Raw genomic sequence first — 26,105 nt, forward strand, 5'->3', positions numbered from 1 at the left:
AGCAGCATCCCTTGCTTTGTAATGATATGAGTATAGACTTAATCGAGGGAAACTCCACAGCCTTAGTATTAGACCGTGGAATTCTAATTACATGCTGAACGAATTGCTGTTTTCTTCTTCGTTTTCGTTTTCTTCTTCGTTTGCAGCACTCAGAACTTCCATCATTGTTTTTAGCGCAAGCATTGCCAGAACACGCTCATCACCATGGACAATACCCATAACTAATCCATCATCACCTAAGCCTATGATATGTAGATGATCTGTTGCACCTTCTGGGCATGGGAGGTAAAGTCTGCGGCCAAAAAAGCTATTTGCATTTCTTGCTTGTGTTTTTGGCTGCTCGGTTTGTTCAGAAGCTGCGTTTTTTTCTTCTGTAGATTCTGAGCTTACAGATTCTGTGCTTTGAGAAAGGTTCTCTTTGGCTTCTTCAGAGCTTTGCTCCACTTTTTGTTCTACAGTTTCTTCAGTATTTTTTTCCAAATTTTCTTCTGAATTAACCTCTATACGCTCGCGCATACAAAATCTCCTTAAAGTTAAACTAACACATAAAACAAAATTCCAAATATGAAAAAAGGGCATTTAATTAGTAAAATGTTTTTTTCAGGGGCAAGTTTACAATTAACTTACAAAATTTGGTAGAGCAAATAGACAAATTTTGTTTTTTTTATTGCTTTCGAAAATCAAAAAAGTATGATAGTAAGAGGAATAAATAATATATTTTGCCCAAATAATTCATTATAAAAACAATACAATGAAAAAAAAATCAAAAAAAACATCTTATCTTAAAAAAGCATTTCAATTGTTTAGTGATTATTTTATTCGATCCGATCAAAAACTAACCGCCTGGCTTTTGCTTGGAGGCATGATGCTCTGCATCATTACGCTTGTTGGGCTTGCCGCCAGCCTCCCCTGGGGATTTTTAGGATTTTGGGCTGCGCTTACAGCAAAAGAACTCACGGGATTTTTATTTTATAGCGGCATAATCGCTTTAACGAGCGCAGCTATTGTTGGAGTGGGTACCTTAATGGATTATTTGACCACAACATTAGCTATTCAATGGAGGTCTTGGTTAACAACAAAATTCATTAACAAATATCTATTTGGTAAGAAAACTTATTTAGATTTAGCTCGTGTTTCATCGCATATCGATAATCCAGATCAACGCATTCAGGATAATATTGATAACTTTGTGGACCGCACACTTTCATTAAGTACTGATTTTCTTAGGTCTTCATTAACTTTAATTGCTTTTATTGGCACCCTTTGGATACTAGGGAGCTCTCTACCCATAGTGGTATTTGGCGCTACCATTGTTATCCCTGGATATTTAGTATGGACATCGTTATTTGTTGCATTAGTCAATAGCGTAATCACTCATATGCTGGGCAAGTCATTAGCAACAATGAATCAAAAAGAAGAGCGTTTAGAAGCAAAATTCAGAAAGGACTTGGAGTTTGTTCATAATGAGTCTGAAAATATAGCTCTTGAAGCTGGGGAACAATATCACCAAAAAAGATTAGTAAACGATTTAGAGCAAATCTCTCAAAATGCATTTCAAAAACTTTGGGTTAAACTCAAGGTTTCCGCTTTTCAAACGAGCTACAATTATATTGCCGAGATATTACCCTATTTTTTTACTGCTCCTGCCTATTTCACGGGTTTAATCAATTTTAATCAAATTATGCAAGTTGGGGTTGCGTTTAGTGAAGTCAGCAAAGCCTTAAATTGGTTCGTTGACTCCTATACTTCCCTAAAAAAATATCAAACGAGTATCGAGCGAATTATCGAACTTGAGGAGGAACTCGATAGTGAAAGCAGCAAAGTAAGCCAAAAAGATATTCGTATCCATAACGCTCAATCCAATGCATTAATCATAAAAAATTTAAATATCGCCTATCCACGTCACGCCAATCCTGGCTATATTATGCGTCATTTAAATTTAGAGTTTAAACTAGGAGAAAACACCTTAATCAAAGCACCTTCAGGTTTTGGGAAAAGCACCTTTTTCAAAGCAATTCGTAATACCTGGAAGCATGGTGAAGGAGAAATTAGTATCCCTCAACAGCAAAAAACGTATTTCCTACCTCAAAAACCATTAATTCCATATGACTCATTAAAAGCCATACTTGCCTATCCTGATCCAGCTAACACTTATACTGAAGAGGAATATAAAGCAGCTTTACTTGCTGTTGGTGGAAAAATGGATCGGTTTGTTCCCGAATTAGATAAAAAAGATACCTGGTCAAAGAGATTATCTCTTGGTCAACAACAACGAATTTCTTTTGCGAGAGCTTTATTAAAGAAACCAGATTGGCTTTTTTTAGACGAAGCTACTGCATCATTGGATGAAGAAAGTGAGGATCAACTTTATAGCCTTTTAAAAGAAAAACTACCCAAAACTACTGTAATCAGTATTGCACATCGCTCAACAGTGATGAAATTTCATCAACGTGTGGTACAGTTTGAAGCACCAACAGAAGAAACACGATCAAGTAACTTAGTGTGTTAATTGTTCGGCTAATTGAATAAATTATTTGGGTGTTTTCAGTATCCAAGGGAGAAAGCTATTAATGAACGCATATCAACAATTAGAACAACATCTAAAAAAGTATTATGATTTTGAAAATCTAGCCGCTATTGTTTCCTGGGATGAAGCAGCAATGATGCCAACCGGTGGAGGACAAGCGCGTGCTGAAGCTTTAGCTACTTTAAGTACAGTGCAACATGGTTGGTTAACAAACAAAAAAGTAGCCGAGTTAATCAAACAAGCGAAAGATTTAAATGGATTGTCACTTTGGCAGCAAAGGAATTTGTATTGGATAGAAAAAAATACCAGCAATCAACCTGCATTCCTGCAAAATTAGTCGAAGAATATACTAATGAATCTTTAATTTGCGCCCAAGCATGGCGAGAATTACGCGTAAAAAATGATTGGCAGGCATTTAAACCTTACTTAGAAAAACTATTTAAAAAGGTAAAAACCATTTCTGATATCAAATCTCAAGTATTTAATAAATCACCTTTAGATATTTTAATTGATGAATATTCGCCTGATTTAGACTGTAAAGCGATCGCGCCTATTTTTAATTCTCTCAAACAAGAAGTACCTGCACTTCTTTCCAAGATTCTCGAAAAGCAAGCCCAACGTGAAATAAAGCCAATCGCAGGTCATTTCCCCGTTGAACAGCAAAAGCAATTTGGAATGGAGATCATGGCTCATTTGGGATTTGATTTTAATCATGGTCGTTTAGACATCAGCCACCACCCATTCTGTGGCGGTATTTCAAGTGATGTCCGCATCACCACTCGGTATAACGAACATGATTTCTTATCCTCTCTAATGGCAATTACTCATGAAACTGGTCATGCCTTATACGAACAGGGATTGTTACAAGAATGGAGCACGCAGCCTGTAGGCCATTCATTGGGAATGTCAGTACATGAAAGCCAATCATTGCTTATCGAAATGCAAATCTGTCGAAGTTTATCATTCATCCATTTCATAAGCCCACTTGCACAAAAATATTTTCCTGAGGCCGAAAATATAACTACAGAAAATCTGTTCTATCATTATACACAAGTTAAACCCGGACTTATTCGTGTCGATGCCGATGAAGTGACCTATCCTTTACATGTAATTATTCGCTATGAAATAGAACAATTACTCTTTGCTTCTGAAATCACGATTGATGATTTGCCCTCAGTGTGGGATTCCTATATGCAAAAATATTTAGGCGTATCAACTCTAGGTGATGATAAAAATGGAGTAATGCAAGATGTTCATTGGCCATCAGGAATTTTTGGCTATTTTCCTGCCTATACATTTGGTGCATTAATCGCTGCACAATTGTTTGCTGCATTAAAGAAATCAATCCCCAATATTAAAGATCAGATACAGGAAGGTAATTTTAAGCCTTTGCTAGGCTGGCTTAGAGAAAATATTCACCAAAAAGGTAGATTATATTCATACCAAGAGCTATTACGTCAGGCAACAGGTGAGGAGTTGAGCCCACACTATTATTTGACTCATCTCAAAGAAAGATACTTATAAATACATTCGAACGAATGGTACCTTGCGTGAAAGCAGAAGGTCTAGAAAAGAACAAACCACAAAAAACGTGAGCTTGCAGTACCACTTTACTAGATCCTCCGCTTTCACGGAGATTGGAAAATCTAAATATTCGACACAATGCCCTATTTGCAGCGACAGTTATGATTTATTTTGACTGAAATTCATTAATTTCATAAATTGTTGCAACTCACATACATAACCACCACAAGCAGGAATCAAAACTGGGCTATTATTATAAGTGACTTTTACTTTATAACCAACAGAGTCACTTTCGTAGAGTGAGAAATTGAGATTTGAAGCATAGGGAGGTGCCGTTTCTAAAGGAGCTCCCATAAAACTCAGAGCACTCGCAATAGTAGTATCATGAGCAGATAATAAAACATACTTCAAGCTGGATTTATTTTGACTTCCACTATAAAGATAATTCGCAATATTTTTCATGAGTTTAGCACTATAAGCATGTGCTACTTCCTTTGGTCTTTCTTGAGCCATAAAAGCCCAGTTACTCGCATTGATAATTGTTTCGGCATCATTGGCAGTAAGCCCTTCTGGCAGGGGTATATTATGAGTTTGATGGACATATAAGGAATCACCCAATAATTGCAATTCAGCTAAATTGTTGATTGGGATACCTGTTAGACGACTCCAAAGAGGATATTTATCTTTTAACTCATTATTCTTTTGTTGCCATTCTTTTGTTGAATAAACATATTGTTCCAAGAGTTTTGTACGCTCTTCAGAACTTACTTGCTGAACAATGATTTCATCATATTTGGCTGGCGCACTGAAAATAGGGATGGGCTGAAAACCCTGGGGTAAAGCAGGTGCAGCGTTTTCTACCTTTGGGCCTGTTCCCAGAGGATATAATCCCATTAACAGGGACTCTGCGCTCATCAGAGTCCGGTCATATGCAGTAGAACGAACATACATCGTTCCATATTCATAGTGTTCTGGTAATAGATGGGATTGTTCAACATACTTTTTACGAAACTCTTTACCCATATTATATTCTTGCCGCATTCCCTCTGCAGTTAATTGACCAATTCCCTCTTTCCATTGATAGTTAACAGTAGGTATAGAAATAATTGGTGTCCTATCACCATGACGAATAATATCAATAGCAAAAATTAACGTATCATCAGCAAATAAAAGTGATGGCACACTGATTAGAAATACACATCCTAAATTAAATTTAAAACCCATTACCCTACTCCTTTGAATTAAAAGGTTAGCTATTTTAAAAAGAAGCATACAAAAATCAAAAGATTGCTATTGAACGAAATGATTAAATTTTACCTATATATTGGGAATGATAATAATAATCCCGTATTTCCTCTTGAATCGAAGTTGCTGATATCCCTGCTTGGAATTGGGTAATTAACATTTTAGCGCTATTAAGGCGTTGTTGAAGCAAATAAATTAGAGAGTGGGAATCTTTTTTGGGATATATGCTATAAAACTCCGTATTTAAATGAGATTGCAATTCGTCTGCTTGTATGGAGGAATCTAAAGTGATTGCACTATAAGACTCTGTTAACCCTTCCTCCAATAAATCAGGATTTTGGGCCATATTTTTCTCAGCAGTAGTGATTGCCTGACAAAATCCTTCGAGCATCGCTTGGCTAATAGTATCTTTTTCTGACATGTTAAATAAATCAGAAATTATCGTATGCGGTAAAAGAGGGGCAACTAATTGATCAAAGGGTAACGCATGGCCATGACGGTAATGATCACGATAATTTTGTCCAAAAAATGAATAATCAATTTTTTTAGCAGGTGAAAAATTAGGATCATCCATAGCAAGAGTGTCAGCATGTCTTCCTTTGTAACTAAGAGTGGCACCACAACCAAAATCAACGATTGCGGCTTGTTTTACACCCTCTCTGAGGCAATAACCTGAATTAAGCAGTTTAGAGTTTAATAGATCCCACAAATTAAACACTAAGGCCACCGCATATAATTGGCCAATGATCATGGCTTCTTCGGGAGTAAGAGATAAATCTTTACGTTTAGGTAAATGTTCTCGATCAAACAAAGATTCTATTTTTACTGCATCTTTTTGCGATAAAAACTCAGAGAAATTATTGATGAATTTAGAGATAACTCCAATTGACTTATCTTTATCTACATGCAGGTAGTTTTCAGGAACACTTAAAATTCCTTCAAACATTTTTTTTGCCATACGAGGGATTACTATTTCCAGGAATGCCCCTTCAAGCTGAATTGAGAAAATATGTTCTTTGGCATCAAAATCAGGATATTGCAATTGTTCCTCCGAGAGATATCCTTTAAACACATCGTTTACGGTCAATTCATCAGGTTTTTTAATCAAATAATAAGCACCAACCTGATCTTTTAATATCCTTTTTTCAGTAATCCCTTTTAATAAAGAAGAAGCAACTTTCTCCGGTAACTTGTTATTTACTGCTATTAGTTCAAAATTATGATGAAGTTTTGGCATGGTTTATCCTCCAAAAATAAGTAACATGGGTTCAACATCAAAAACATGAAAATGATTTTAATATCGCGAAACAAATGTTATTCCTTAAAGCATGTTACTTGCAAAATCAAAGATGCATCATATTGATGCAGAATTCCATTTTAAATAATAGCGTATGCCAAGCAAACACTGGCAATATTTAAAGTAGGTTTAAGATGTAGATTGACTGAAAAAATAAAGAAAGATGATGCGAAATATAAAAAGATAAAAGAGTAACATCAAAGACGTTTGGCATATCTTTGATGTCTCTTTCACATGAATTAGTTCAGCTTTTGTTTTTGAGATAAATTGGATTCGTGCTCTGGATCTTTTGGGGCGTTAGATTGATCATTTGATACAAAAAAATGATACAAACTATAACCTAAGCCAGCAACACTTGAGATAACAGTAGTAGCTACTGCCTCTTCAACCAAACTAGGTCCTGGATCATATTGTCCTGTTAATATTGCGATTCCAACAAGAGTAACTAATGCAGCGGATGTTCCAACGATTGATGAACCAAGATTTAAAAGGAAGTTATGATTGGTATTCTGTTTTACAGTAGTTGATTTTTGACTCACTAACGCCTCATCCTCTACTTTACGCAGATTCTCTAATTCAGCAAGGCGTTCAATTAATGCATCAAAAGGCTCATCATCTAAATGTCCTTTAGGACAAGTAGCTCTAACCAATAAAGAAGAAACAGGCTTTTCTGAGCGAGCAAGAAGTTCACTGCGATCTTTTTTATATTCTCGCTGACTTTGTTCATACTCTTCTAAATCTTCTCTTGTCTCATCTGTTTTTAAAAGAAAATAATGACCTTGTGAGGCATGAAGCGCCACTTCAAACTTAGGTGAAGTTGTGTCTAAACGATACTCATCCACAATGGCAGCAGTGCTGCGATCATAAATGGTCAATGGTTGATTTATAACCTTCATCATTGCCATAATTTCAATGTGGGATAATTTCACCTGTGGTTGAGCCATGTATTTACAATAAGAAGCATACCCTTCTATATTCCAATAATTTCTAATTGCCTCTTCATCTGAAGATGTGTGAGCAAAATACTCTTCAAAAGCTGAGTTTTTATCTATCTTTCCTAGCGAACGATTATAATAGTATTCTAGAAATTCTTGGTTCGCTTCGTATAAAACGCTAAACTCTGAAGTATATAACTCTTCCTTTGACATAAATTGTCTGTATTCTTTATAGTTTTTGAAACCAGTGAATACGCCATGCTCTCCCTCTAACATTTCATTCCCTAATTCGGGATGCTCCATTAATTGAGTTGGAAACCACTCTCTAAATAATAACCCCAAAATCAACGTCTTTTCAAAAAGATAATTTGAAGCATGATCTTGAGAGGAGTCTAATAAAGAAATTTGATTCAACGATTTTTGATTAGGAAAATAACGGAATAGTTTTTTTGCCTTACTCTCTTCCAAAATTGATTTAAAGTTAAATAAATCTTTAGGGAGAGCTTGATGGTTGGTTAATAAATAAAGTGCATAATTATGAAAAAAACAATTATCAAAGCTTCCAGAAACATCAACTGCATTTTTGACTCGGGCTTTAATATTTTCATCTTTTTGATTGTACATAGATTCACCAAAACAATTGTAGTTTATATTCAGGCTGGACGCTAAATTATAAAGAACAATTCTTAAGCAAATATTAAAAACTCAACAAAGTTTAATCTGAATCCGCTGATTTTTTATAATTATTTCGTTATTTATTACTGGGGCCGTTGATATTTCTAGTTTTCAAACTACTTTCATCTTGCAAATTATCTATGCTTATTGATTCGAAATTGTTAATCTCGGACTTTGCAACGCTAAATCTTCGCCCAACTCTTTTTCTAAACTGGCTTTTGCATTTAAAATGGTTTCAATCGCGCTTCGTTCTTGCTGAAGTTGATCGGTACTGATATTTCCTTGAGTTGTTTTCAATCGTTCACTAATAACTGTGATACGTTTAATATCAGATTGCCAAACCCCTCCCGTGATAAACTCTAGAAACGCTGAACTAAAATCTTTAATAGCAAAACAAACTTGTCTTAGCAAAGATGCATTATTCCTATCAATAGCTCCCTGTAATAAAGAAACATGCGCATCTAGAACATTCTTCGGTGTTTTAAGATCAACTGTTTTAGCCTGACTCATTCCATCAGCTAAAGATTTATAAGCACTCGCCAGATATATAAATTTCTCGTCATTTTCTTGGGAGTAATTTCTCGTTCCAACAATATCAGAAATCGCGCTAAGACACGTACCTAGATGCTCTTTATGTTGTCCCTTACCTAATATGTCATTAATTAAGTTTTCAGCTTCAACTTGGTGCCCTCGATACATTTGTAGTGTGATCTGTTGCATTAATTCAAATACAAACACATCATCTTCTATGCTTGCAGATAAAATTTTACGGATACTGTCTATCTTTTGAGAAATATTTTCTTGCGCAATTAAAGCCGCGGCGTGTCGCACTGGTTCATTTAATTGATAAATCTCAATCAATTCTTCAATACTTAAGTCTGAATAATCTTCTTCATACCTTTTAGGAACAAAATTCTTTTGCATGGTGCGTTGAGCATAATGAGTGGATTGAATTCCTAATTCACCAATAATTTCTCTGATACGTACATTTACTTGGTTAGGAGACAAGGATAAGTTTACACTACTAGATCCATATTCATTATTAAATATTTGTATCATTTCATAAAGATCACGATGATGTTTATGCGCATAATAAAAGCAAATATCCAGAACATTATCATCTGTTGTGACGCGCAAGGATTCACCATTTTGAGCATGATCAATAATCCAATCTAACAATATTTCATCAACTGCATTGCAGGTAGAACAACTTCTTATTGCTGTTGCTTGAGTCATCATGTTAAGTTGTTGCTCGCGAATTAGTTTTCTTCCTGGATTAGCTTCTTGCCCTCGATTATCGAGACAACGAGCGCCATTGATAAGGGAGTAAGGACCACAAGATGAACCATCTGGTTGCGTCCACGTATATGGATAAACCGCTGCCCGCATGTTCAATTGACCTGGACCATATGCGCGACCAAAAATACTCTCGATTCTTGCAATTTCTTGTCGAATTAAAGGAGAGTGATTTGCAAAATTAGTATCAGCGTTCAACGAATCAGTATACCCAAGATTCACGTTGACTTGATGATTAGCCCCTTGAGTTACATGAATAGCAATTGCTGTCCAATGATTGCCATTTAGATTTAAAGGCAAAAGTATTTTTTTGGGCAAGTCTTCCCAGCGCGGGACATGGTATGCTGCAAAAGCGGTACTGTCTGAATCCTCTCTGGAGGAATATAAAAAAAGCCGTTCTGGGCTTTCTAATTGCCAAGCATATCCCACATCTACAATTTGTGCAGAGGTGTACCAGTAATCTTCTCTTACGCGACGAGCATCTGTATTAGGCATTATTTGAATAGTTCAATCTATTTAGTCTAATGCAAATCTTAACATATTGAATCAATTATTTCCATAAAGATAATAATAAGAACTTATTGAAAATTAAAATATCATCAAGCTCTTTAGTTTATGGATAAAAATTTAAATTAACTAAATTCTCATAATGACTTTCTGTACTTATATAATCAACAGAAATTAATGAAAAATAAATTACTTTGAAAAAAATCAACTATAATTATATCAATTAAAGACAAGTTAAGCCTAAAAATGAAAGCAGTCTATCTCTTGGGTCTTTTTATTTTAAGGGGGCTAAAGTTCCTGGTATGGTGCTTAATACTCACTATATTTTTAGGGATAGTTGCACCCTATGTTAGCAATTTATCTTCATATTCTTATTTAAAACCTGTAATCCAAGCAGACAAAGTACTCAATACTACTATAAAGCACTATGTACCTACACAAATAGCAAATTGGGATCTTTCCAGACTGATTCCAATAGTTGGCTTATTATTCATCTCATCCATTCTTTCAAGTTACATACTGTCGCTCCAAAAAATTAAAATGAGGGTCAATTTAAAAGAATTTAAAAATCGAGCAATAACAAAAGAACAACAAACCCTAGTGAAAAAAATGGAAGAAACCATAGACAAACCAGGAAAACTCAAAGAAAAAAACAGACAAATGTTATTAAAAGAATTTATCCAACTTAAAAAAGAACTTGAAAAGACAGGACGAAATCTCTCCTTTTTAGCAATTGACGTGGTCGATTCCACTAACATGAAAATTGGTGAAGATCCAGTAGTAGTTGAGAATGATTTTAATCAATATCATGATTTCATCGTATGTAAATTTAAGGCGCATGGGTATATTAAAGCAGCCTGGACACCTGATGGCGTGATGAGTTGTTTTAATACAACTGAACAAGCCTTCGAAGCTGCAAAAGATATTCTGTCAAGCCTATCTGATTTTAATAAATCAACCAAAATGATGAAGCAAGATTTTCACGTTCGTTGCGGCATAAATACAGGTTTTGTGTATTATGATCTATCAACCCCCTTAGAAGAGTTTAGCGACCGCGTTATTGACATTGCCGGACATATGCAAAAACATGCTCCACCTGATACCGTTCTCGTGGCTAAAGATCTTGTCAAACCTATAGAATCGCAAGAGGTATTCATACCGACAAAAAACATAGTCGACGGACTTGAAGCGTTTGAATGGAGATCTTCAAACTGAAGAATAGAACTTCGGGAAGAACCTCTTCTTAAAGTAAGTAATCTAAATTAATTTAAGAAGAGGCTAAAACATATTTAGGGTTTGTTGACACCAGCCCCTAATGAACAAGAACATAATGGCCATTTTTCAGCATATAGCGATGTCCGTTGTGATAAATAACTTGATTATGGTGATAGGTGCCAACATTTTGATATGTAGCAGGTTGACCAGACACCAACCCAACCCCTGTTCCCACTACTTTGCCAACACCATTACCTATAAATGCACCAGTATCTGCTATGTAACCTACACCAGTACCGACAGCAGTAGCTCCATATTTTACACCGGCGCCTACAGTTGAATTACTATACTGGCTAACGTCATTCATTGTATTGCAACCTACCAAACTTAAGGTCATCAATAAAGCCGACGATGTGATTATATATTTTTTCATCATACTCCTCCTTGAATCCACAAACATGACTTCTATATGTATATATAGTTCATAAATAGATCATTTCCAGTAAATCTTTAGAGAAATATGCTTTAGGGTAAAAATAAGATTTTAATTTTTCCGATTATTAAATAATCAATCCTTACGCTTTCAGAATTCGAAATCCAGCAAAAATGACAACACTCACTTCAATTAAGATTGGTTTTCAATCCTTGTATTTTTTCAAAAATCTTGTTGATAGGGCATTTGGTTATCTTGCTCAAAATTTCTAAAATTTTGTTCTGCTTCATTTCTTTTTTCAACATTTAAACAATCTTTTCTCTCATCGGGATCCTTTAAGTTCTCACAATTATTATTGAAATAAGAATTAGGATTTACTTCATCATTAGCAAAAACATTGAATGGAAGTAACACAATAAAAAGAAGAACTAATTTTTTCATAATTGCCCCATGTTTTTCGAAATGAGCTAATCATACCTAATTCAGACGATAAAATATATGCAAAGACAGGAATCATCCTTTATGTTTCAATGTATTTGTTATGATACTATAGACATAGATTATTATTTGAATTTGCCAATAAGGTTTTAGCTATGGACATGGAGCAAAAAAAGAGCTCCTCTGGAAATGAGAAAAAGTTTAAGTCTGAACAAATCCCATTTCATAAAGAACATCCGACTGATGCCAAAATCAGACGAATAAAAGATTGCCTTCTTTTCTTTATTGTTCTAACTATGATTTTAGGTGTTTTTTGCTATTCTATTTCCGTATTTTTTGATGTAAAAAGTTTTGATGAAGACAGAAAATGGGCCACTTTAATGATTACTGCAATAATCGCTGCCTTACTCGGTTATCTTGTGGGAAAATCGAGCAAATAACTTAGTGAAACTTTTCAAATCATCTGCACAGATAACTTAACAAAAAAAATCATTCGCACTCCGTCTTACCATGGATACAACATTAAAAGGGATAACCATGATGGATAATGAAAAACAAAAAGAAGAGAAAAAATCAGAAGACAGATGGTTTTATGGGCTTTTTAATAGTCAGACTCACACCGAAGCAAACGTACCGTACTGTACTCCAGACCAATGTTTCATGAATAGCCCCCAAACATTCTCCAGTACTAATTTAATAACAACTCAAATACTCCCTCATTCTGGGTGGAATAGCACGATCAGTGAGGTTATGAACTCGATTCAGCTATCGGAACTATTTTCTCCTGAACTCATTAAATTAATTACCGATGCAGCAAGGCAAGGATTATTGCTATCCGTATTAATCACTTTGGCCAACGAAGGAGTAACTGATTATTTGCAGAGCCTTCATTATCACCCTGACTCTATATATTGGATTAACCAAGCTATTCGAGCACTTTTACTTATTGCACTAGGTAGTTCGCCCCTTCCAGCAATTGCAACGCCTATAGCTGGATATATACTCACTACACATTTGGGGTTAAGTAAAGACACTTCAAATCATATAACTACTGGGGTTACCCTGGGTATTAATTTATTAACAACACCGATGAGTTTCATTGAAGCGTCTCTAACTATAGGTACTGCTATAGGCACCAGTTTATTAGGAAGTACGATTACAAAATCGGGTTACGATTTCTTGAGCAATACCTTTTTCGAGAATAAAAAAATTGCGCGTATTCAAAAAGAGGAGCCTCAAAATATGCTTCAATTATCTTGACCTGTTTTGATTTTCCTCTGTTTTGTTGGGCTCTGGATTTCATTCTAGCGAGACTCACATAATATCATTTATTGTGAGTTTAACCTTTAAATTTGATTTAGATACCTCCAATGACCAAAGTCATGCTCAAATCAATACGAAAAAATGGCGCACATTTGATCTAGTGTCTCGCGTTGTTCCTTTAATTTGGTCTTATGAGAGTCCTCCAACATTAATTGTTCTGCCGCGGTCAGAGCCGCGTAAGGCAAGGGTTTAATTGCTGCAGCATAGAAAGCATTGTAATTTTCATCACCAAATAAGCTCTCATCTCTTGGGAGTTGCTTTAATTTTTGAACTACTTGATCCATTTGGTTTTCCAACAACTTGGTTTGTTCCGTGGCTTGCTCCATAAAATGATAAGCACCATATACTCCTCCCAATACAAGCCCCAAGCCTATAACAGTAGGGATAAGAGAAAAAATAGAAGCTAAAATCAGCACTGCTCCCATAGTAACCACCAATAAAGATAATGCGGTATTACACCCACTATCCACTGTAGACAATAATTGTTGATTAAGCATTGAAACTTGTTGAATAAAGGCAATCAAGCCTTCTTTTTTTTCTTCAAAATGGATGTGATTATAAATATTATTGTTATGACTTTGATGTCCTTGTATTGCAACTAGATGGTTGAGCATTTGATCAATGATATAGGTAAGATCTGAAATTTTTCCTTTACGCACATAAGCCAGAGCAATATTATAAAGAGTATTCGACCAATGAGGTTGCGGATTAGTGAACTCTTGGGCATAACGATTCAGTTGCTTGGTAAACTCAACCGGGATTTCTCCAATATCAAGATGATTATCTCTCCAAAATGCCAGACCTCTAGAATACCGGGGTAAACTATGAGCAAAAGTTTTATTTCTCACTGCCACTGTATTTAACAAAGCAACATACATATAAAATTTACCGAAATGATCTGTATTTTGCTTGTCAATTTGTTCGCATAATGAAGATAATTGATTTGAAGGCATTATATTTCTCTTATAACAAAAATTTGGCAATTATAATATAAAATAATGCAAAAGATAAATTATTCATCACTTGATCGAGTTAATTTCATTAATTAAACCCATAGATAACAAAAACACCGCTTCATTCAGAATAAATATTTTCAATTTTAATTGGGTCAAAAAATGATGCGTATGTAATAATTATAAGATTGTCTCCGGTGAGAATATTAAATGCTCATTAAAAATATTTATGTTTATAACGATGCAGGGCTTAAAGAATTAAAGAATGTGCTGGTTACAGAGAGCGGTTTTAGGATAGTTTTCAATATTGATGATGACTTATCACACCTTCAGGATAAAAAAATTATTGATTCCAAAGGCTGCCATTTTCTAATGCCAGGAATGTTAGACCCCCATGTCCATGGTCAAGGAGGTATTGATTTCTCTGCTTTAGGCGATGAAATAAGTGATGAAAAATTAGAGCACATTGTCAAAGCGCTTGGTCAAACAGGCCTTTCTTATGCACTAGCGACTCTAGTCTCCATGCCAATAACTGACTTAAAAAAATCACTAATTCAACTCAATGAATTTATAAAGAAAAAAGAGCAAAATCCGATTCCAGGTTTTACTCAAATCATTGGGGTGCATCTAGAAGGGCCATTTATCGCCAAAAAATGTAAAGGTGCTCATGATGAAGAAGCACTACAAGAACATATCTCAATGGAAAAATTTAGGGATATTATTGATGTCGCTCCTGCTATTAAACATTGGAAAATAACAATTGCTCCTGATTTATCAGGTGCAGAAGATTTTATTAAACAGACAAAAGTACTTGAGCAGGAAGGAATCTTTGTAAAAGTATTTCTAGGCCACTGTAATCCAGAGGATAAAGAAGCCATTGATCGAGCTATTGCAGCAGGTGCTTGCGGATTTACCCATTTAGGCAATGGTTGTCAAGAGAGCTGCAGTAGAGAAACACGAAAACTTACTGCCAATGATGCTCAAAGTCATGTGGTACAATGGATACTTGAAAACCCTGAGCGATGCCCATCGGGCGTAGAGCTTATTACTGATGGCGTACACTTATCCTCCTCATTTATTTCCCTCATACAAAATACAATTAAAAGCAAAATCATTATTATAACCGATGCCTTAGGTCCTACAGGCTGTAAAGATGGAGCATATAAACTAGGGTCTTTGGATATTCGTAAAGAACAAAATAGTTTCTACTTGGCAGATAAAGAAGGTAATTTTTTGATGAAAGAAGGCATATTACCCTCTGGAGAGAAAGGTTTTGTAAAAACACTTGCAGGAAGTGCAGCATCATTATCCTTCTGTATTCAAAAATATTTTGCATCAATGGATGATGAACCCCTGGAAAGTCGAATGGATTCTCTATACAAGGCTATTGTTACTAACCCTAGAGCTACATCATTATCTATTGATGCGATAGAAAATTTACCGGATGACAAAAATTTTTCTATTTTTGATAATAGTGGACAACTGATTTTGAGTTCATGTAATGGCCAAGTAATAGAACATCAGCAGCTACAATGGCCTATATCAAACATGCTTCATTATAGTTTTTTATCCAGGCCCTCAACTCTTGAAAACAGCCCTACTGAACCCGAAATAAATCCCGTTTATAATTAGGCACTCTTGAGTCAAACGTTCATTTAGCGTATGTCGCTAAACGAACGTTAATTAATATGAGTTCGCTTTAACAATAGATTTTTTATTTACTCATGCGTGTTTTCACTGTATCTATTAACTCTTCATGCACTAACGCTCTCTTCACTATATGCAAGTTATATTCACCTGCATTGCTTAGCGCTTTACTAAACGCCTCATCATTCGTCTGATAAAATAAATTTTTTAAAGTCATTTGCTCTTCAAAACCTAAAATTTCACAATATGCATCTTGAATTTCTTTTACCTTGAAAGGAGAGGTAAATTCATAAAATGTGTGTCCACCTGAAAGATACAACATTGATGAAATGAGGCACTTAATATAATTAGAAAATGGTCCTATTTCATTAAATTGAAATTTGTTATCAGATAACAACAAACTACAAGCTCTCAAGTGAGAAAGCATCGTTCCGGATATTGAGTTCACAAAAGGTTGCAATAATTTTGCAAAATTATCATCGCTCCAATTTTTTTCGTTCTTACCTAGTACGTATTGACTATTTTCCGTGGGCTTAAAAGTGAAACTATGCTGTGTGTCTGTATTCGCATACCGAACTGGATCATTATGGTAAGGAGCAGGTGTATTACTTTTCATGATTCCCGTGGTGGAGAAAAAATGAAGTCCGTCACGTGCTTGCCTTCCGCGATAGGAAGGCGCATAAATGCCTTTACCATAAATGTTAATAGGCAATTCACTAAATAATTCTGGGTTTTCTTTTGCTTTATTAGCATAAAGACGAGTACAAATCAGTCCTAGTAAGGTTGCGCTAATAACATATTTAATCTTTCCATACTCTTCAGAGGTGAATTTCTTTTTTGCTTCTCCGATAGCTTGCAGATACTCTGCCACATCTGCACCTAACTTTTCTTTAATTTTACCTAAATCATCCCATGGCGAAGTTAACTTTCCATCAGCAATATCTTTTAGGCTATCACCAAGTACTGGATCATAATTTTTTATTAATTCTAAAATGTGTGTGTAATGATGCTGAATTTGATCCTGCTTCAGTTTTTTTATCTCAGAAATTGTCGTATGAAAGGCTAAATGTGTTTCAAAATAACGCCGACTCGGATCAGTGTCGATAATTTGAGCATCAAATGAAATATCTACAGCCTGTAAGTAAGAGTTCGTCTTTGTTGCACGTGAAATAACGTCAGTTAAAAAACTTATATCATCGTCACTTTCACAACCGGTAATATAAAGCGCTTGTAAACGTAATTTTTCTTTTGTCGTTAGTCTATTTTCTTGTAAAACTAACAAAATCGCTTGCCCTGGGGAAATTTTTGGTTTTGGCATAATCTCTACTCTACAAAAGAATCATTGTTATAAAATAAACATAATGATTAAATTAATTACAATTAAATGTGATATTTTAAGACGATATTGTTAAGAAAAAATTAAATTGAAGATTATTTGTATATTTTTTTGTAGCCAACAAAACAAATTTGGATTAAAAGAGAGTTGCTATTTCTATAAAATATAATTTCCCCAAAGCTTAGAGTAGTACAAAGACTCTAAAATAATTTTCTCTAAAACCAGAATTGACAACACTCATTCCCCAACAAAATAATACCAATTTTTAACCACTTTAATTGAAATTAATCAAGTTGGACAATTAATTTAAAATTAGACCATATTAAATACATTAAATCATTGAATGAAAAGTAAGCAAAGCTTCAAAAAAAGGAATTAAATCATGCCCAATTAAAAACTTATCAGCAAAAAAGAGACTTTAGAACAACAAAAGATTCCCCAAAGCGGGTCTTCGGTGAAGTCGGTTTTACCGAATGGACGCAACATGAAAACCTAAGACATCCCCGTTTTTAGGTCTTGGTAAATACAAAGATACGCGCTATTTAGGAGTCGATACTATGAAAATTGCTGGTATGTATATCTCTCATGCTGACAAATTACTTTATCCAGATGACAAAATTTCAAAAGGAGAAGTTGTAGAATATTTTTATAAAATTTCGGATTACCTTTTGCCTTTTGTACAAAATAGACCCTTAACTATCAAACGATATCCTGAGGGTATCAATGAAAATGGTTTTTATAACAAGCATCGGCCCAATTATTTTCCTGATTTCATTAAAGAATCACCTTGCAAGATAATTCTGAAATGAAAATGGCAGGTATTAGTTCTAAAAAAGCATTGGTCTATCTGGCAGGTCAAGATGTTCTTGAGTTTCATAGTCCATTATCAACAATATCTTCAATTGAAAAACCTGATCAAATTATTTTTGACTTTGATCCCCAAGATGATGATTTTGAAAAAGTGCGTGAAGCGGCGTTTATTTTAAAAAAAATATTAGAAGAATATGGTGTCAAAACTTTTGTAAAAACATCTGGCTCTCGTGGTCTTCATGTTCATTTACCACTAAAAGCTCACTACAAATTTGATAAAATTAAGTCCATATCACGAAAAATTGCAGAAATACTACATCAAAAATGTCCTGAAATAACTACTTTAGAACAAAGGAAAGAAAAACGTGGCAATAAAGTGTTTATTGATTTTTTACGCAATGATTATGCCATGACCGCAACAACACCTTATTCCTTACGAGCTAGAAAAGGAGCGCCTATAGCAACACCAGTGGATTGGAAAGAATTGAATGATAATTCATTAAATCCTCGATCTTATCATTTAAAAAATATTTTTCAGCGCTTAGAGAAAAAAGAAAATCCCTGGAAAAATTTTAACAAGTATAATCTTAATATAGATATAAACAATCTATTCGATTAAAATCCGGTCTTTTGGATCTCTACAATTCCATCAATAAATCCATGAGCTCCTAAACCACTCCCCATCAGTACTAATCAGAAACTGATTTTAAAATTACATTAGAACAAATCCCATAATATAAATACGAGTTCCGCAGAGCACCGATTCAATGACCCAGATTATCTTTTTCTTAATCTTTAAAAACTCCTTGAGGGTTAAGCATCTTATAAATTTCCCCAAGATGCATTTCTTCTTCTTGGATCATTTTTCTTGCAAATTCTTCAACTAACACTGATTTTTTTTCCGCATGTTGGAGTAATTGATGATATAAATTCAAACCCTCTTTTTCATGCTCAAGAGACTCTTCTAAAATATGACTAATATTATGTTCATGAGTCTCTAATAATTTACCAATTTTAAGCGTTGGATGATGTGCAAAATGAGTGATAAGTTCACCTATCATATGTGCATGAGTAAGACACTCTTGAGCTTGATCACGCATCCATTTACAAATAGGGATACGATTAAAACCAAAGATCATAAAGGAGTAATGGGTATAACGCACGACGCCCGCCATCTCAAGTTCTAATAAAGTATTTAAAATTTTTATGATAGTATCATCAATTATTTCATTGCCAGCTCTTCCTGATGTCATATTCATTACCTCCTTTTTACTTATGTTAAAGTATAGAGTAATATTTTTAATTTAATCACTTGAAAAGGAAATTCATATGAAATTATCAAAAAATTTATTCATCATAGGATTCATTGTCACTCTAGGAAATACTTTTTGCGGTACCAATAGTTTTGCCGCACCAGAAAATGTCAAAAATGTTGCGGTTACATCCGATGAAATGGACATTTTGGCAGATATCGCAGTGATTGATAAAACTGAAATTATACTGGCAGCTGTTGCATCCAATAAAAAAGTAAGTACGGGGGTAATGGACTTTGCTAAATTTCTAATTGACCATCATGGGAGTAACCTAACTCAAGTCCTTGAAATTGCCCACAATCTTCATTTCAATTCTTTAAACACTAATCTGGCTAATAAGTTAACTACAGAAGGTAATGAAGCAATGATGAAATTGGGAAGCTTGCAAGGCAAACAATTTGATACAGCTTACATCGATGCCATGGTAAAGGGTCATCAAGGTGCTTTAGATTTAATTGATACTCAATTAATGAAAAAAGCTAAGACTGAATCAATCAAGAGCTTTCTAATCAATACTCGTGCAGCGGTAACACAACATTTAGAGATGGCAAAAAAAATACAGCAAAATTTGCAACCTTAATCTTAAAGATAGAAAGATACCCCCTCTGCGAAAGCACTGTCTTAGTCGCAAGTTAAAAATTTTGGGCAAAAACCAGTGCGAAAGCAGAGATAAAGACAAATTTAGAGTAATATTTGGCGATAAGATACAAGAGCAACGCCTTCCCTAGCTTACGCTCTACTTCAGCATTAGCTTGAGTCGAACGCTAATGAACTTCTTAAAACGTAATTCCTAATCCACATGCCCAGCAATAATCTAAATTAATGAGTATAATTAATGCATATAAACTGCAACAAGGATGTCTTTATGTATGAAGATCTCAGCACCCCTTATCAAGTACCCAAAAGCATTGCTTCCTTACAACTCGGGGGCATTCTTATTGAAAATAAAATAGTAAAAAATGCTCCTGTTAATCTTGTACTCAAATCATTTAACCGACATGGCTTAATTGCCGGAGCCACGGGTAGTGGAAAAACAAAAACCATGCAAGTGCTTTCCGAGCAATTGTCTCTGGCTGGAGTCCCTAGTCTGGTGATGGATATTAAAGGAGATATATCCGGATTGGCAAAGTCAGGAGAGGCTAATCCAGATCTTGAAGCTCGATGCCAATCCCTGCAAGTATCCTATAATCCTCGAGGATATCCCGTAGAGTTACTCACTCTAAGTAGTGTTGCAGGAGTCCCCTTACGCACCACTGTTGCTGATTTTGGTGCCCTTTTATTTTCAAGAATGTTAGGAATTAATGAAACTCAGGCGGGAGTCATCACTATTATTTTTGAATATGCTAAAGATAACTCCATGCCACTAATTGATTTACAGGATTTTAAAGCCTTATTGCAATACATACAAAGCAAAAAAGGTAATGCTGAAATAGAATCTCAATATGGTAGTGTTGCATCAGCCTCAATAGGTTCTATTATGCGCAAAATTGTCGAATTAGAATCGCAGGGGGGCCAGCATTTTTTTGGGGAGCCCGCTTTTAAAATTGATGATTTATTACAATATAACGAACACGGTCAGGGGATTATCTCCATTGTCCGGTTAATGGACATGCAAGATCGACCTCAATTGTTTTCAACTTTTATGTTAAAGTTACTTACCGATATTTATCGCCAATTACCAGAATTAGGCGATCCTGACAAACCAAAGTTAGTTTTATTTATCGACGAAGCCCATTTAATTTTCAAAAATGCCAGCAAAGCCTTATTAAACACTCTAGAAACCATTGTTAAATTAATTCGTTCCAAAGGTGTAGGTTTGATTTTTTGCACTCAAACCCCAAACGATATTCCTGAAGCAGTTTTAGGACAGCTCGGATTAAAAATTCAACATGCACTTCGCGCATTCACAGCAAAAGATCGCCAAGCGATGAAATTAGTAGCACAAAACTTTCCACCATCAACTTATTATGATACAGAAAAAATGTTAACTACATTAAGCATTGGTGAAGCTCTTTTGAGCGCTCTTGATGCTGAAGGAGAACCAACACCGTTAATTCACTGCTTGATTAGACCACCAGAATCGAGAATGGGTGTATTAACTGATAGTGAAGTCCAACAAATACTGAACGCATCTCATTTGTACCAACGCTATTTTCGTCCGCAAAATCCACATTCCGCTGCTGAAATGCTTGCAGAAAAAAAGCAAACTATAACAATGGATACGTCTCAAGCCACACATGAGAAAACGTCCGCATCAGAACCCTCTCTATTGGTAACAGTGAGTAAAAATACATTAGTGAGGCAACTGGCCCGAGATTTTTTGCATTGGTTATTAAAAAACTTAACCAAACGTGGGCAAAAATGAACGCCATAATGGCGTTTCTATTATAGCATTATATGTACATTTCCAATCCAGGTCTTAAAATGTATTTTTTTATACATAGGTCTAGTTAAGTATCATACAGAGAACAAACATCTTTCTCTAACCAATGATACTATTATCCCATAGCAAAACCGACATCGACTTTTTCCCGCTCTTCTATTTTTATTGGTTCTTGAGTTATTTCTCTGAGCCGTGCCTTGAACGCATTTGAAGGTGCAATTTGAGGTTCATCCATTTGTCGTTGTTCGCTCATATCTTGCTTCGTATTAAGATGAAGCAATTCTGATTGAATTTTTTTACTAAATGCACAAAACGATGTTGGCGTCGAAATAAATGCTTTAGCCGCTTTTCCAACATCAAATCCATCCACCTCCATGGTCATTTTTAGTTCATCACCGATCCCTGCTTTGACAACCTTTGTGGCAGTAGTGGAACAATTAAATTTAGTATAATTATAAGCGCTTGCGCTCTGCGATAAGGAGGCCATCTCCTCCAGAATTTTTTCAGCATCCAGTGCAAAATCTGGCGCATTATGATCATAATTGGTTGGTATTCTAATGATCGCCGCAGGTGCTTCTCCAACACTAAGATGTCGTTCTTCAAAGTCCATCTTACATAACTCGATTTGTTCATTGACTCGGGTTATTTCCTTTGGGATTACTCTACATCGATCATTTTCAGCTTCAGTGAGATCAAGAGCTTTGTTAGGTTCTCTGTTTTCAATGAGAGCCTGACCTACTTCTTGCATATAGATCGTTAACTTATCCCTCAGGCGACTATTCTCAGCCAGCAATCCGTCTTTTTCTGCTATTAACGCCTTGTAGGCTGGATCATTTTCAATATCATGCTTTAAGTGTGCATGTGAAAATTCTTTTACTTTAGTGATCGTTTTTTCGCGTACTAAACTTCCTTTAACATTGGTTTTATTGTCTTCGGGTACATTTTCGCCATATAAATATCCTTTGGTATAGGATTTAATTTTTTGGCTCGGTTCGTGGCGCCATTCAGCTTCTAAATCATCCCGATGACTATTAATGTGATGGCCGTTACTATTTCCTGGCCACCAACTAAAATAGACAAAATAATTAATCTGCTCCTTGGCCTTGTAACTTCCATCTGCTTGTTGTTCTGGAACCATTTCTGTCCGTTTACTTATCGCAAGACCTTGGGTATTCTGATATTTTTTTGCTAACTCCTCCCCCTTTTCATCAGCAGGAAAAGTTAATTCAACAGCAGCATGACCGACATTACCACCGAGAAGCGTGGACTTGACAGGCGTTGTAAAACCTAAACCTTTGCGACTGCTTTTCCAAGTATAAACTTCAAGGCCCATAATTAAATCTCCTAAAGAACATCATGATTTAATTATGAACAACATGAATTAAACTAGACTTACCCAGTGTATGCAATTTATGTAGTATTTATGCAGAAACTATTTAACTCTCATAATATATTGGGAACATGGATTCAACACGGATACTCATTTAATTGTTAGGATTGTGCTTGTAATTAAAGAGAGCTAAATCCGGCACGATCAGTTTACAGAAGGGATACTTCAATCAAACAAAATATAAATGCCGCCTACCAGCATTTATATTTGCTCAGGGTGTTTATTGATGCTCAAACGTTATCATGGAATAAGTCTCAGCCGTATAGTAGGGTTCTTCATCCACTTCATATTCTTTGGCTAATTCTGCTGCTGTTTTATGATCAACGCATTCTATCCCCAGCTCGTTGCATACAAAAACTATCTCGTCTGGCTCAAAAAATGTTTTAAAAGGAGATTTTTTACTGGCAAACTCATCTAATGTTTTTTCGAGACACTTTTCTTTGGCATATGAGTCTAATTGCTGCGTCCCTGTTTGCATCAAAGTGTGCATATAATCGAACGTTATAACCAAGTGACTAAACTGACTTGATAAGTCACGTAAAATTCTCAGCACCTCTTCTTTTTCAAGATAAAATGTATTTCCTTCCCATAGGATTAACGTTGGCTTTGTAAAATCAATATCATTGTTTGTTAATGCAGCAATTAAATCACCTTTCACATAATCAAGGGTGATGTAAGTGGCATTCTTATTAATACATTGTTCCGCATAAATCTGTTCTTTACATTTTAAAATTTGTGGCTGGTCAATTTCAAAAAAACGTACTCCAAATTGTTGGGTATACTTTACTTTGCGCGCAGGCAAAGTATCAAAACCACTCCCCAAAATGATAACTTGCTTTATTTCTTTATTTTTCACAGCATCTGATACAGTTTGTCTAAAAAAACGCGTTCTGGTTGCTAACGGCAACCACATTCTTTTGTCAAGTCTTTGTTCCGCATCTTCTTTTACGTGCTCATTAACGAAATTCTGCATAAGAGGATCTTTAAATAAGTCTTTTTCTCTTGTTCCTTGTTTTTGTGTTAATGTAGACCAATTTTCTTTAGATTTAGCCTCATTCTTCCAATAGTTCGCTAATAAAGAGGTCGTAGCAACATTATGATCTTTTAAAATTTTTTCACGCATAAAAGCAATTCTCTTATTTTAATAATTCATGTACAATCTGTTTGACACCTGAATAATAGGCAGCATGATCGGCATCTAAATATATAATATTATCGGTAACTTCTCTACTCATACGCAATTGATCACTTAAAAGTAAAGCCTTATCATAGCGACAGACTAAAGAGCGTTTAGGAATATGCGTATATTTTTCCCCAATACGGACTGTTTCAGTAAATGGTCGAATAGGCTGTGCCTGTAACTGAGACATCGCTTTTTGTGAATCCTCTCTGCTACAACAATTAAAAAAGACATCGATTAAATCGGGTGAACACTGAAGACGAATTTCTTGTAATCGTTCATCGATAATTAAAAAAGGCGTCAGATTATTTGATTCAGATTCGTACGCTAATGAAAACAAAGATTTCTGATCTTGCGGAACATAGCCTGCAACAAAAACAAGTTCACGAATCGTATCAGGAATAATTTCTGCAACCGCTGAAATAACTAAACCAGCCATACTATGTCCGACAAGGATAACCTGTTCCTGTTGATGTTGTAGTAAGTGAACAAGATGATTCACATAATCAGTAAAACTTACGGAGCTACTTATTTGAGTTTTTAGACCATGGCCAGGCAAATCAGGCGTCAAAACTTTATGTCCTTTCAAAATAAGTTCTTTTGCAATAGGTTTCCAGCACCAAGAAGCATGCCAAGCACCGTGAATTAAAATAAATGTTTGAGCCTTTTGCATAACACCACACTTTATGAATTATAAGAAGCAATTGGTTTATCTAAATTTAACATAAATCATGTAAACTATTTTAAATCAAGTATGAAAATTCGAATATTATCCAATTAGATTACACTGTAAAATTCTTTAAGGATTCGCGCAGCAGCTAATGCTGTAACATAATTCGAATCGAGCTTTGGAATCATTTCGCTTATATCCAAACCAACATAGGTGAAATGGTGACGCAAGATATGAATTAAGTAAATAATGTGATTTACATCGGGGCCTCCAGGATAAGGGCTTTCTACTGCGGGAGCACAAGTAGGACTCAACCCATCAAGATCAATTGAAAAATAAAGGTGTTTTAAACCTGAAAATTGTTTGATAATTTTCTGGGCTAAAACTTCAAGTGGCGCATGACTAAACTCGCTACCCATAATAGTACCCATATTGGGTAAATATCGAGATAATGCCAATGCCTCACTTTCAGTAAATTGTCTGATCCCTACTAACATTACTTGTCTGGGGGTTAAAGTTGGGAGTTGAAACCCATGATGTAATATCGAACTATATGAAAGTACGTCTTGGGCTTCACAATCAGGATGGGCATCAAGATAAATGACTCCATATTCACCAGTAAAAACTTTGTCTAAAGCTTTTAGGGCAGAGAACTTAATCACATGATCACCTCCCAGGCAAATAGGTATTTTTCCGTTTTTCATTAACTCATGGAAATGTGTAGAGACCATATTCATTTCATTTTCCAAAGTATGATGGGATATTTCCATATCCCCAAAATCCCATAATGTATCGCCCAATTTAAGATTCTCGGGAAGTGAATGTAATTTATTATCAACGCGACGAATAAAATCTGCGGAAAATTCATCCTGAGATGATGTTAATGAAAAAGTCGGAGCTGTTCCAGCGCATCGTGTGTTTGCACTAAAAAGGACTGCTTGAGCCATTTTCGGATCAGAGCAACTTGCATAGTTCAATTTAAGCATTTTCTATTTCCTCTTTGGAATG

General features: G+C 35.2%; 23 protein-coding genes and 1 pseudogene. 10 read left to right on the forward strand and 14 right to left on the reverse strand.

What is annotated here, in order from left to right:
- Window positions 1–87: 87 nt before the first annotated feature.
- On the reverse strand, window positions 88–516 hold the full coding sequence (locus tag EL220_RS13265; RefSeq protein WP_027271541.1) for a hypothetical protein: 429 nt from the start codon (window positions 514–516) through the stop codon (window positions 88–90).
- A gap of 235 nt (window positions 517–751) precedes the next feature.
- Between EL220_RS13265 and EL220_RS13270 the strand changes: the two genes are divergently transcribed.
- Both EL220_RS13270 and EL220_RS13275 read left to right on the forward strand, forming a co-directional pair.
- The gene (locus EL220_RS13270; protein ID WP_027271540.1) at window positions 752–2,509 is read left to right on the forward strand and encodes an ABC transporter ATP-binding protein/permease; all 1,758 of its coding nucleotides are present in this window, start codon (window positions 752–754) and stop codon (window positions 2,507–2,509) included.
- A 61-nt stretch (window positions 2,510–2,570) separates the two neighbouring features.
- Window positions 2,571–4,051 (forward strand): annotated as a pseudogene (locus tag EL220_RS13275) (carboxypeptidase M32).
- A 159-nt stretch (window positions 4,052–4,210) separates the two neighbouring features.
- Here the strand turns inward: EL220_RS13275 and EL220_RS13280 are convergent.
- The 4 genes from EL220_RS13280 to EL220_RS13295 form a co-directional block, all read right to left on the reverse strand.
- On the reverse strand, window positions 4,211–5,275 hold the full coding sequence (locus tag EL220_RS13280; RefSeq protein WP_027271538.1) for a histidine phosphatase family protein: 1,065 nt from the start codon (window positions 5,273–5,275) through the stop codon (window positions 4,211–4,213).
- 82 nt (window positions 5,276–5,357) lie between these two features.
- Complete coding sequence (locus tag EL220_RS13285) at window positions 5,358–6,533, reverse strand: hypothetical protein (protein WP_027271537.1); 1,176 nt, start codon at window positions 6,531–6,533, stop codon at window positions 5,358–5,360.
- Between the two features lie 299 nt (window positions 6,534–6,832).
- Window positions 6,833–8,152 carry a Dot/Icm T4SS effector Ceg23 gene (gene ceg23 / locus EL220_RS13290; RefSeq protein WP_027271536.1) on the reverse strand — a complete coding sequence of 440 codons (1,320 nt, stop codon included), beginning with the start codon at window positions 8,150–8,152 and terminating at the stop codon, window positions 6,833–6,835.
- 195 nt (window positions 8,153–8,347) lie between these two features.
- A complete protein-coding gene (locus EL220_RS13295) occupies window positions 8,348–9,994 on the reverse strand; it encodes a Ulp1 family isopeptidase (RefSeq protein WP_027271535.1) in 1,647 nt (548 codons plus the stop codon).
- Between the two features lie 258 nt (window positions 9,995–10,252).
- Between EL220_RS13295 and EL220_RS13300 the strand changes: the two genes are divergently transcribed.
- Window positions 10,253–11,221 carry a hypothetical protein gene (locus EL220_RS13300; RefSeq protein WP_027271534.1) on the forward strand — a complete coding sequence of 323 codons (969 nt, stop codon included), beginning with the start codon at window positions 10,253–10,255 and terminating at the stop codon, window positions 11,219–11,221.
- A 97-nt stretch (window positions 11,222–11,318) separates the two neighbouring features.
- Here the strand turns inward: EL220_RS13300 and EL220_RS13305 are convergent, their stop codons facing one another.
- Both EL220_RS13305 and EL220_RS13310 read right to left on the reverse strand, forming a co-directional pair.
- Window positions 11,319–11,588: a hypothetical protein gene (locus EL220_RS13305; RefSeq protein ID WP_232002456.1), complete on the reverse strand. Its 270-nt coding sequence runs from the start codon at window positions 11,586–11,588 to the stop codon at window positions 11,319–11,321.
- A gap of 288 nt (window positions 11,589–11,876) precedes the next feature.
- Window positions 11,877–12,095 carry a hypothetical protein gene (locus EL220_RS13310; protein ID WP_027271532.1) on the reverse strand — a complete coding sequence of 73 codons (219 nt, stop codon included), beginning with the start codon at window positions 12,093–12,095 and terminating at the stop codon, window positions 11,877–11,879.
- 152 nt (window positions 12,096–12,247) lie between these two features.
- Between EL220_RS13310 and EL220_RS13315 the strand changes: the two genes are divergently transcribed.
- Both EL220_RS13315 and EL220_RS13320 read left to right on the forward strand, forming a co-directional pair.
- Window positions 12,248–12,532, forward strand: coding sequence for a hypothetical protein (locus EL220_RS13315; RefSeq protein ID WP_027271531.1), 285 nt, complete (start codon window positions 12,248–12,250; stop codon window positions 12,530–12,532).
- A gap of 97 nt (window positions 12,533–12,629) precedes the next feature.
- On the forward strand, window positions 12,630–13,352 hold the full coding sequence (locus tag EL220_RS13320) for a hypothetical protein (RefSeq protein ID WP_027271530.1): 723 nt from the start codon (window positions 12,630–12,632) through the stop codon (window positions 13,350–13,352).
- A 131-nt stretch (window positions 13,353–13,483) separates the two neighbouring features.
- On the opposite strand, the gene EL220_RS13325 is transcribed toward EL220_RS13320, so the two are convergent.
- Window positions 13,484–14,368 carry a hypothetical protein gene (locus EL220_RS13325; RefSeq protein ID WP_027271529.1) on the reverse strand — a complete coding sequence of 295 codons (885 nt, stop codon included), beginning with the start codon at window positions 14,366–14,368 and terminating at the stop codon, window positions 13,484–13,486.
- A gap of 210 nt (window positions 14,369–14,578) precedes the next feature.
- Between EL220_RS13325 and EL220_RS13330 the strand changes: the two genes are divergently transcribed.
- Window positions 14,579–16,000, forward strand: a complete 1,422-nt coding sequence (locus tag EL220_RS13330; RefSeq protein ID WP_027271528.1) for an N-acetylglucosamine-6-phosphate deacetylase — start codon at window positions 14,579–14,581, stop codon at window positions 15,998–16,000.
- Between the two features lie 82 nt (window positions 16,001–16,082).
- Here EL220_RS13330 and EL220_RS13335 read toward each other — a convergent pair whose 3' ends face one another.
- The gene (locus EL220_RS13335) at window positions 16,083–17,333 is read right to left on the reverse strand and encodes a hypothetical protein (protein WP_027271527.1); all 1,251 of its coding nucleotides are present in this window, start codon (window positions 17,331–17,333) and stop codon (window positions 16,083–16,085) included.
- 575 nt (window positions 17,334–17,908) lie between these two features.
- Between EL220_RS13335 and ligD (EL220_RS19190) the strand changes: the two genes are divergently transcribed.
- On the forward strand, window positions 17,909–18,160 hold the full coding sequence (gene ligD, locus EL220_RS19190; RefSeq protein ID WP_232002457.1) for a non-homologous end-joining DNA ligase LigD: 252 nt from the start codon (window positions 17,909–17,911) through the stop codon (window positions 18,158–18,160).
- Window positions 18,139–18,780 carry a non-homologous end-joining DNA ligase LigD gene (ligD, locus tag EL220_RS13340; protein ID WP_232002458.1) on the forward strand — a complete coding sequence of 214 codons (642 nt, stop codon included), beginning with the start codon at window positions 18,139–18,141 and terminating at the stop codon, window positions 18,778–18,780. The genes ligD (EL220_RS19190) and ligD (EL220_RS13340) overlap by 22 nt, the downstream gene beginning before the upstream one ends.
- Before the next feature lie 169 nt (window positions 18,781–18,949).
- Here ligD (EL220_RS13340) and EL220_RS13345 read toward each other — a convergent pair whose 3' ends face one another.
- Window positions 18,950–19,414, reverse strand: a complete 465-nt coding sequence (locus EL220_RS13345) for a ferritin-like domain-containing protein (RefSeq protein WP_027271526.1) — start codon at window positions 19,412–19,414, stop codon at window positions 18,950–18,952.
- Between the two features lie 76 nt (window positions 19,415–19,490).
- Here EL220_RS13345 and EL220_RS13350 point away from each other — a divergent pair, with 76 nt between their 5' ends.
- A complete protein-coding gene (locus EL220_RS13350; protein WP_232002459.1) occupies window positions 19,491–20,054 on the forward strand; it encodes a DUF4142 domain-containing protein in 564 nt (187 codons plus the stop codon).
- Window positions 20,055–20,339: 285 nt separating this feature from the next.
- The gene (locus EL220_RS13355) at window positions 20,340–21,839 is read left to right on the forward strand and encodes a helicase HerA-like domain-containing protein (RefSeq protein ID WP_027271524.1); all 1,500 of its coding nucleotides are present in this window, start codon (window positions 20,340–20,342) and stop codon (window positions 21,837–21,839) included.
- Between the two features lie 133 nt (window positions 21,840–21,972).
- Here the strand turns inward: EL220_RS13355 and EL220_RS13360 are convergent, their stop codons facing one another.
- From EL220_RS13360 to EL220_RS13375, 4 genes are all read right to left on the reverse strand, one after another.
- Window positions 21,973–23,190: a hypothetical protein gene (locus tag EL220_RS13360; protein WP_027271523.1), complete on the reverse strand. Its 1,218-nt coding sequence runs from the start codon at window positions 23,188–23,190 to the stop codon at window positions 21,973–21,975.
- Window positions 23,191–23,467: 277 nt separating this feature from the next.
- On the reverse strand, window positions 23,468–24,370 hold the full coding sequence (locus EL220_RS13365; protein ID WP_027271522.1) for a class I SAM-dependent methyltransferase: 903 nt from the start codon (window positions 24,368–24,370) through the stop codon (window positions 23,468–23,470).
- 13 nt (window positions 24,371–24,383) lie between these two features.
- Complete coding sequence (locus EL220_RS13370) at window positions 24,384–25,100, reverse strand: alpha/beta fold hydrolase (protein ID WP_027271521.1); 717 nt, start codon at window positions 25,098–25,100, stop codon at window positions 24,384–24,386.
- A gap of 104 nt (window positions 25,101–25,204) precedes the next feature.
- Complete coding sequence (locus EL220_RS13375) at window positions 25,205–26,083, reverse strand: arginase family protein (protein WP_027271520.1); 879 nt, start codon at window positions 26,081–26,083, stop codon at window positions 25,205–25,207.
- Window positions 26,084–26,105: the final 22 nt, after the last annotated feature.

It is taken from the genome of Legionella sainthelensi, assembly GCF_900637685.1.
GTDB lineage: Bacteria > Pseudomonadota > Gammaproteobacteria > Legionellales > Legionellaceae > Legionella > Legionella sainthelensi.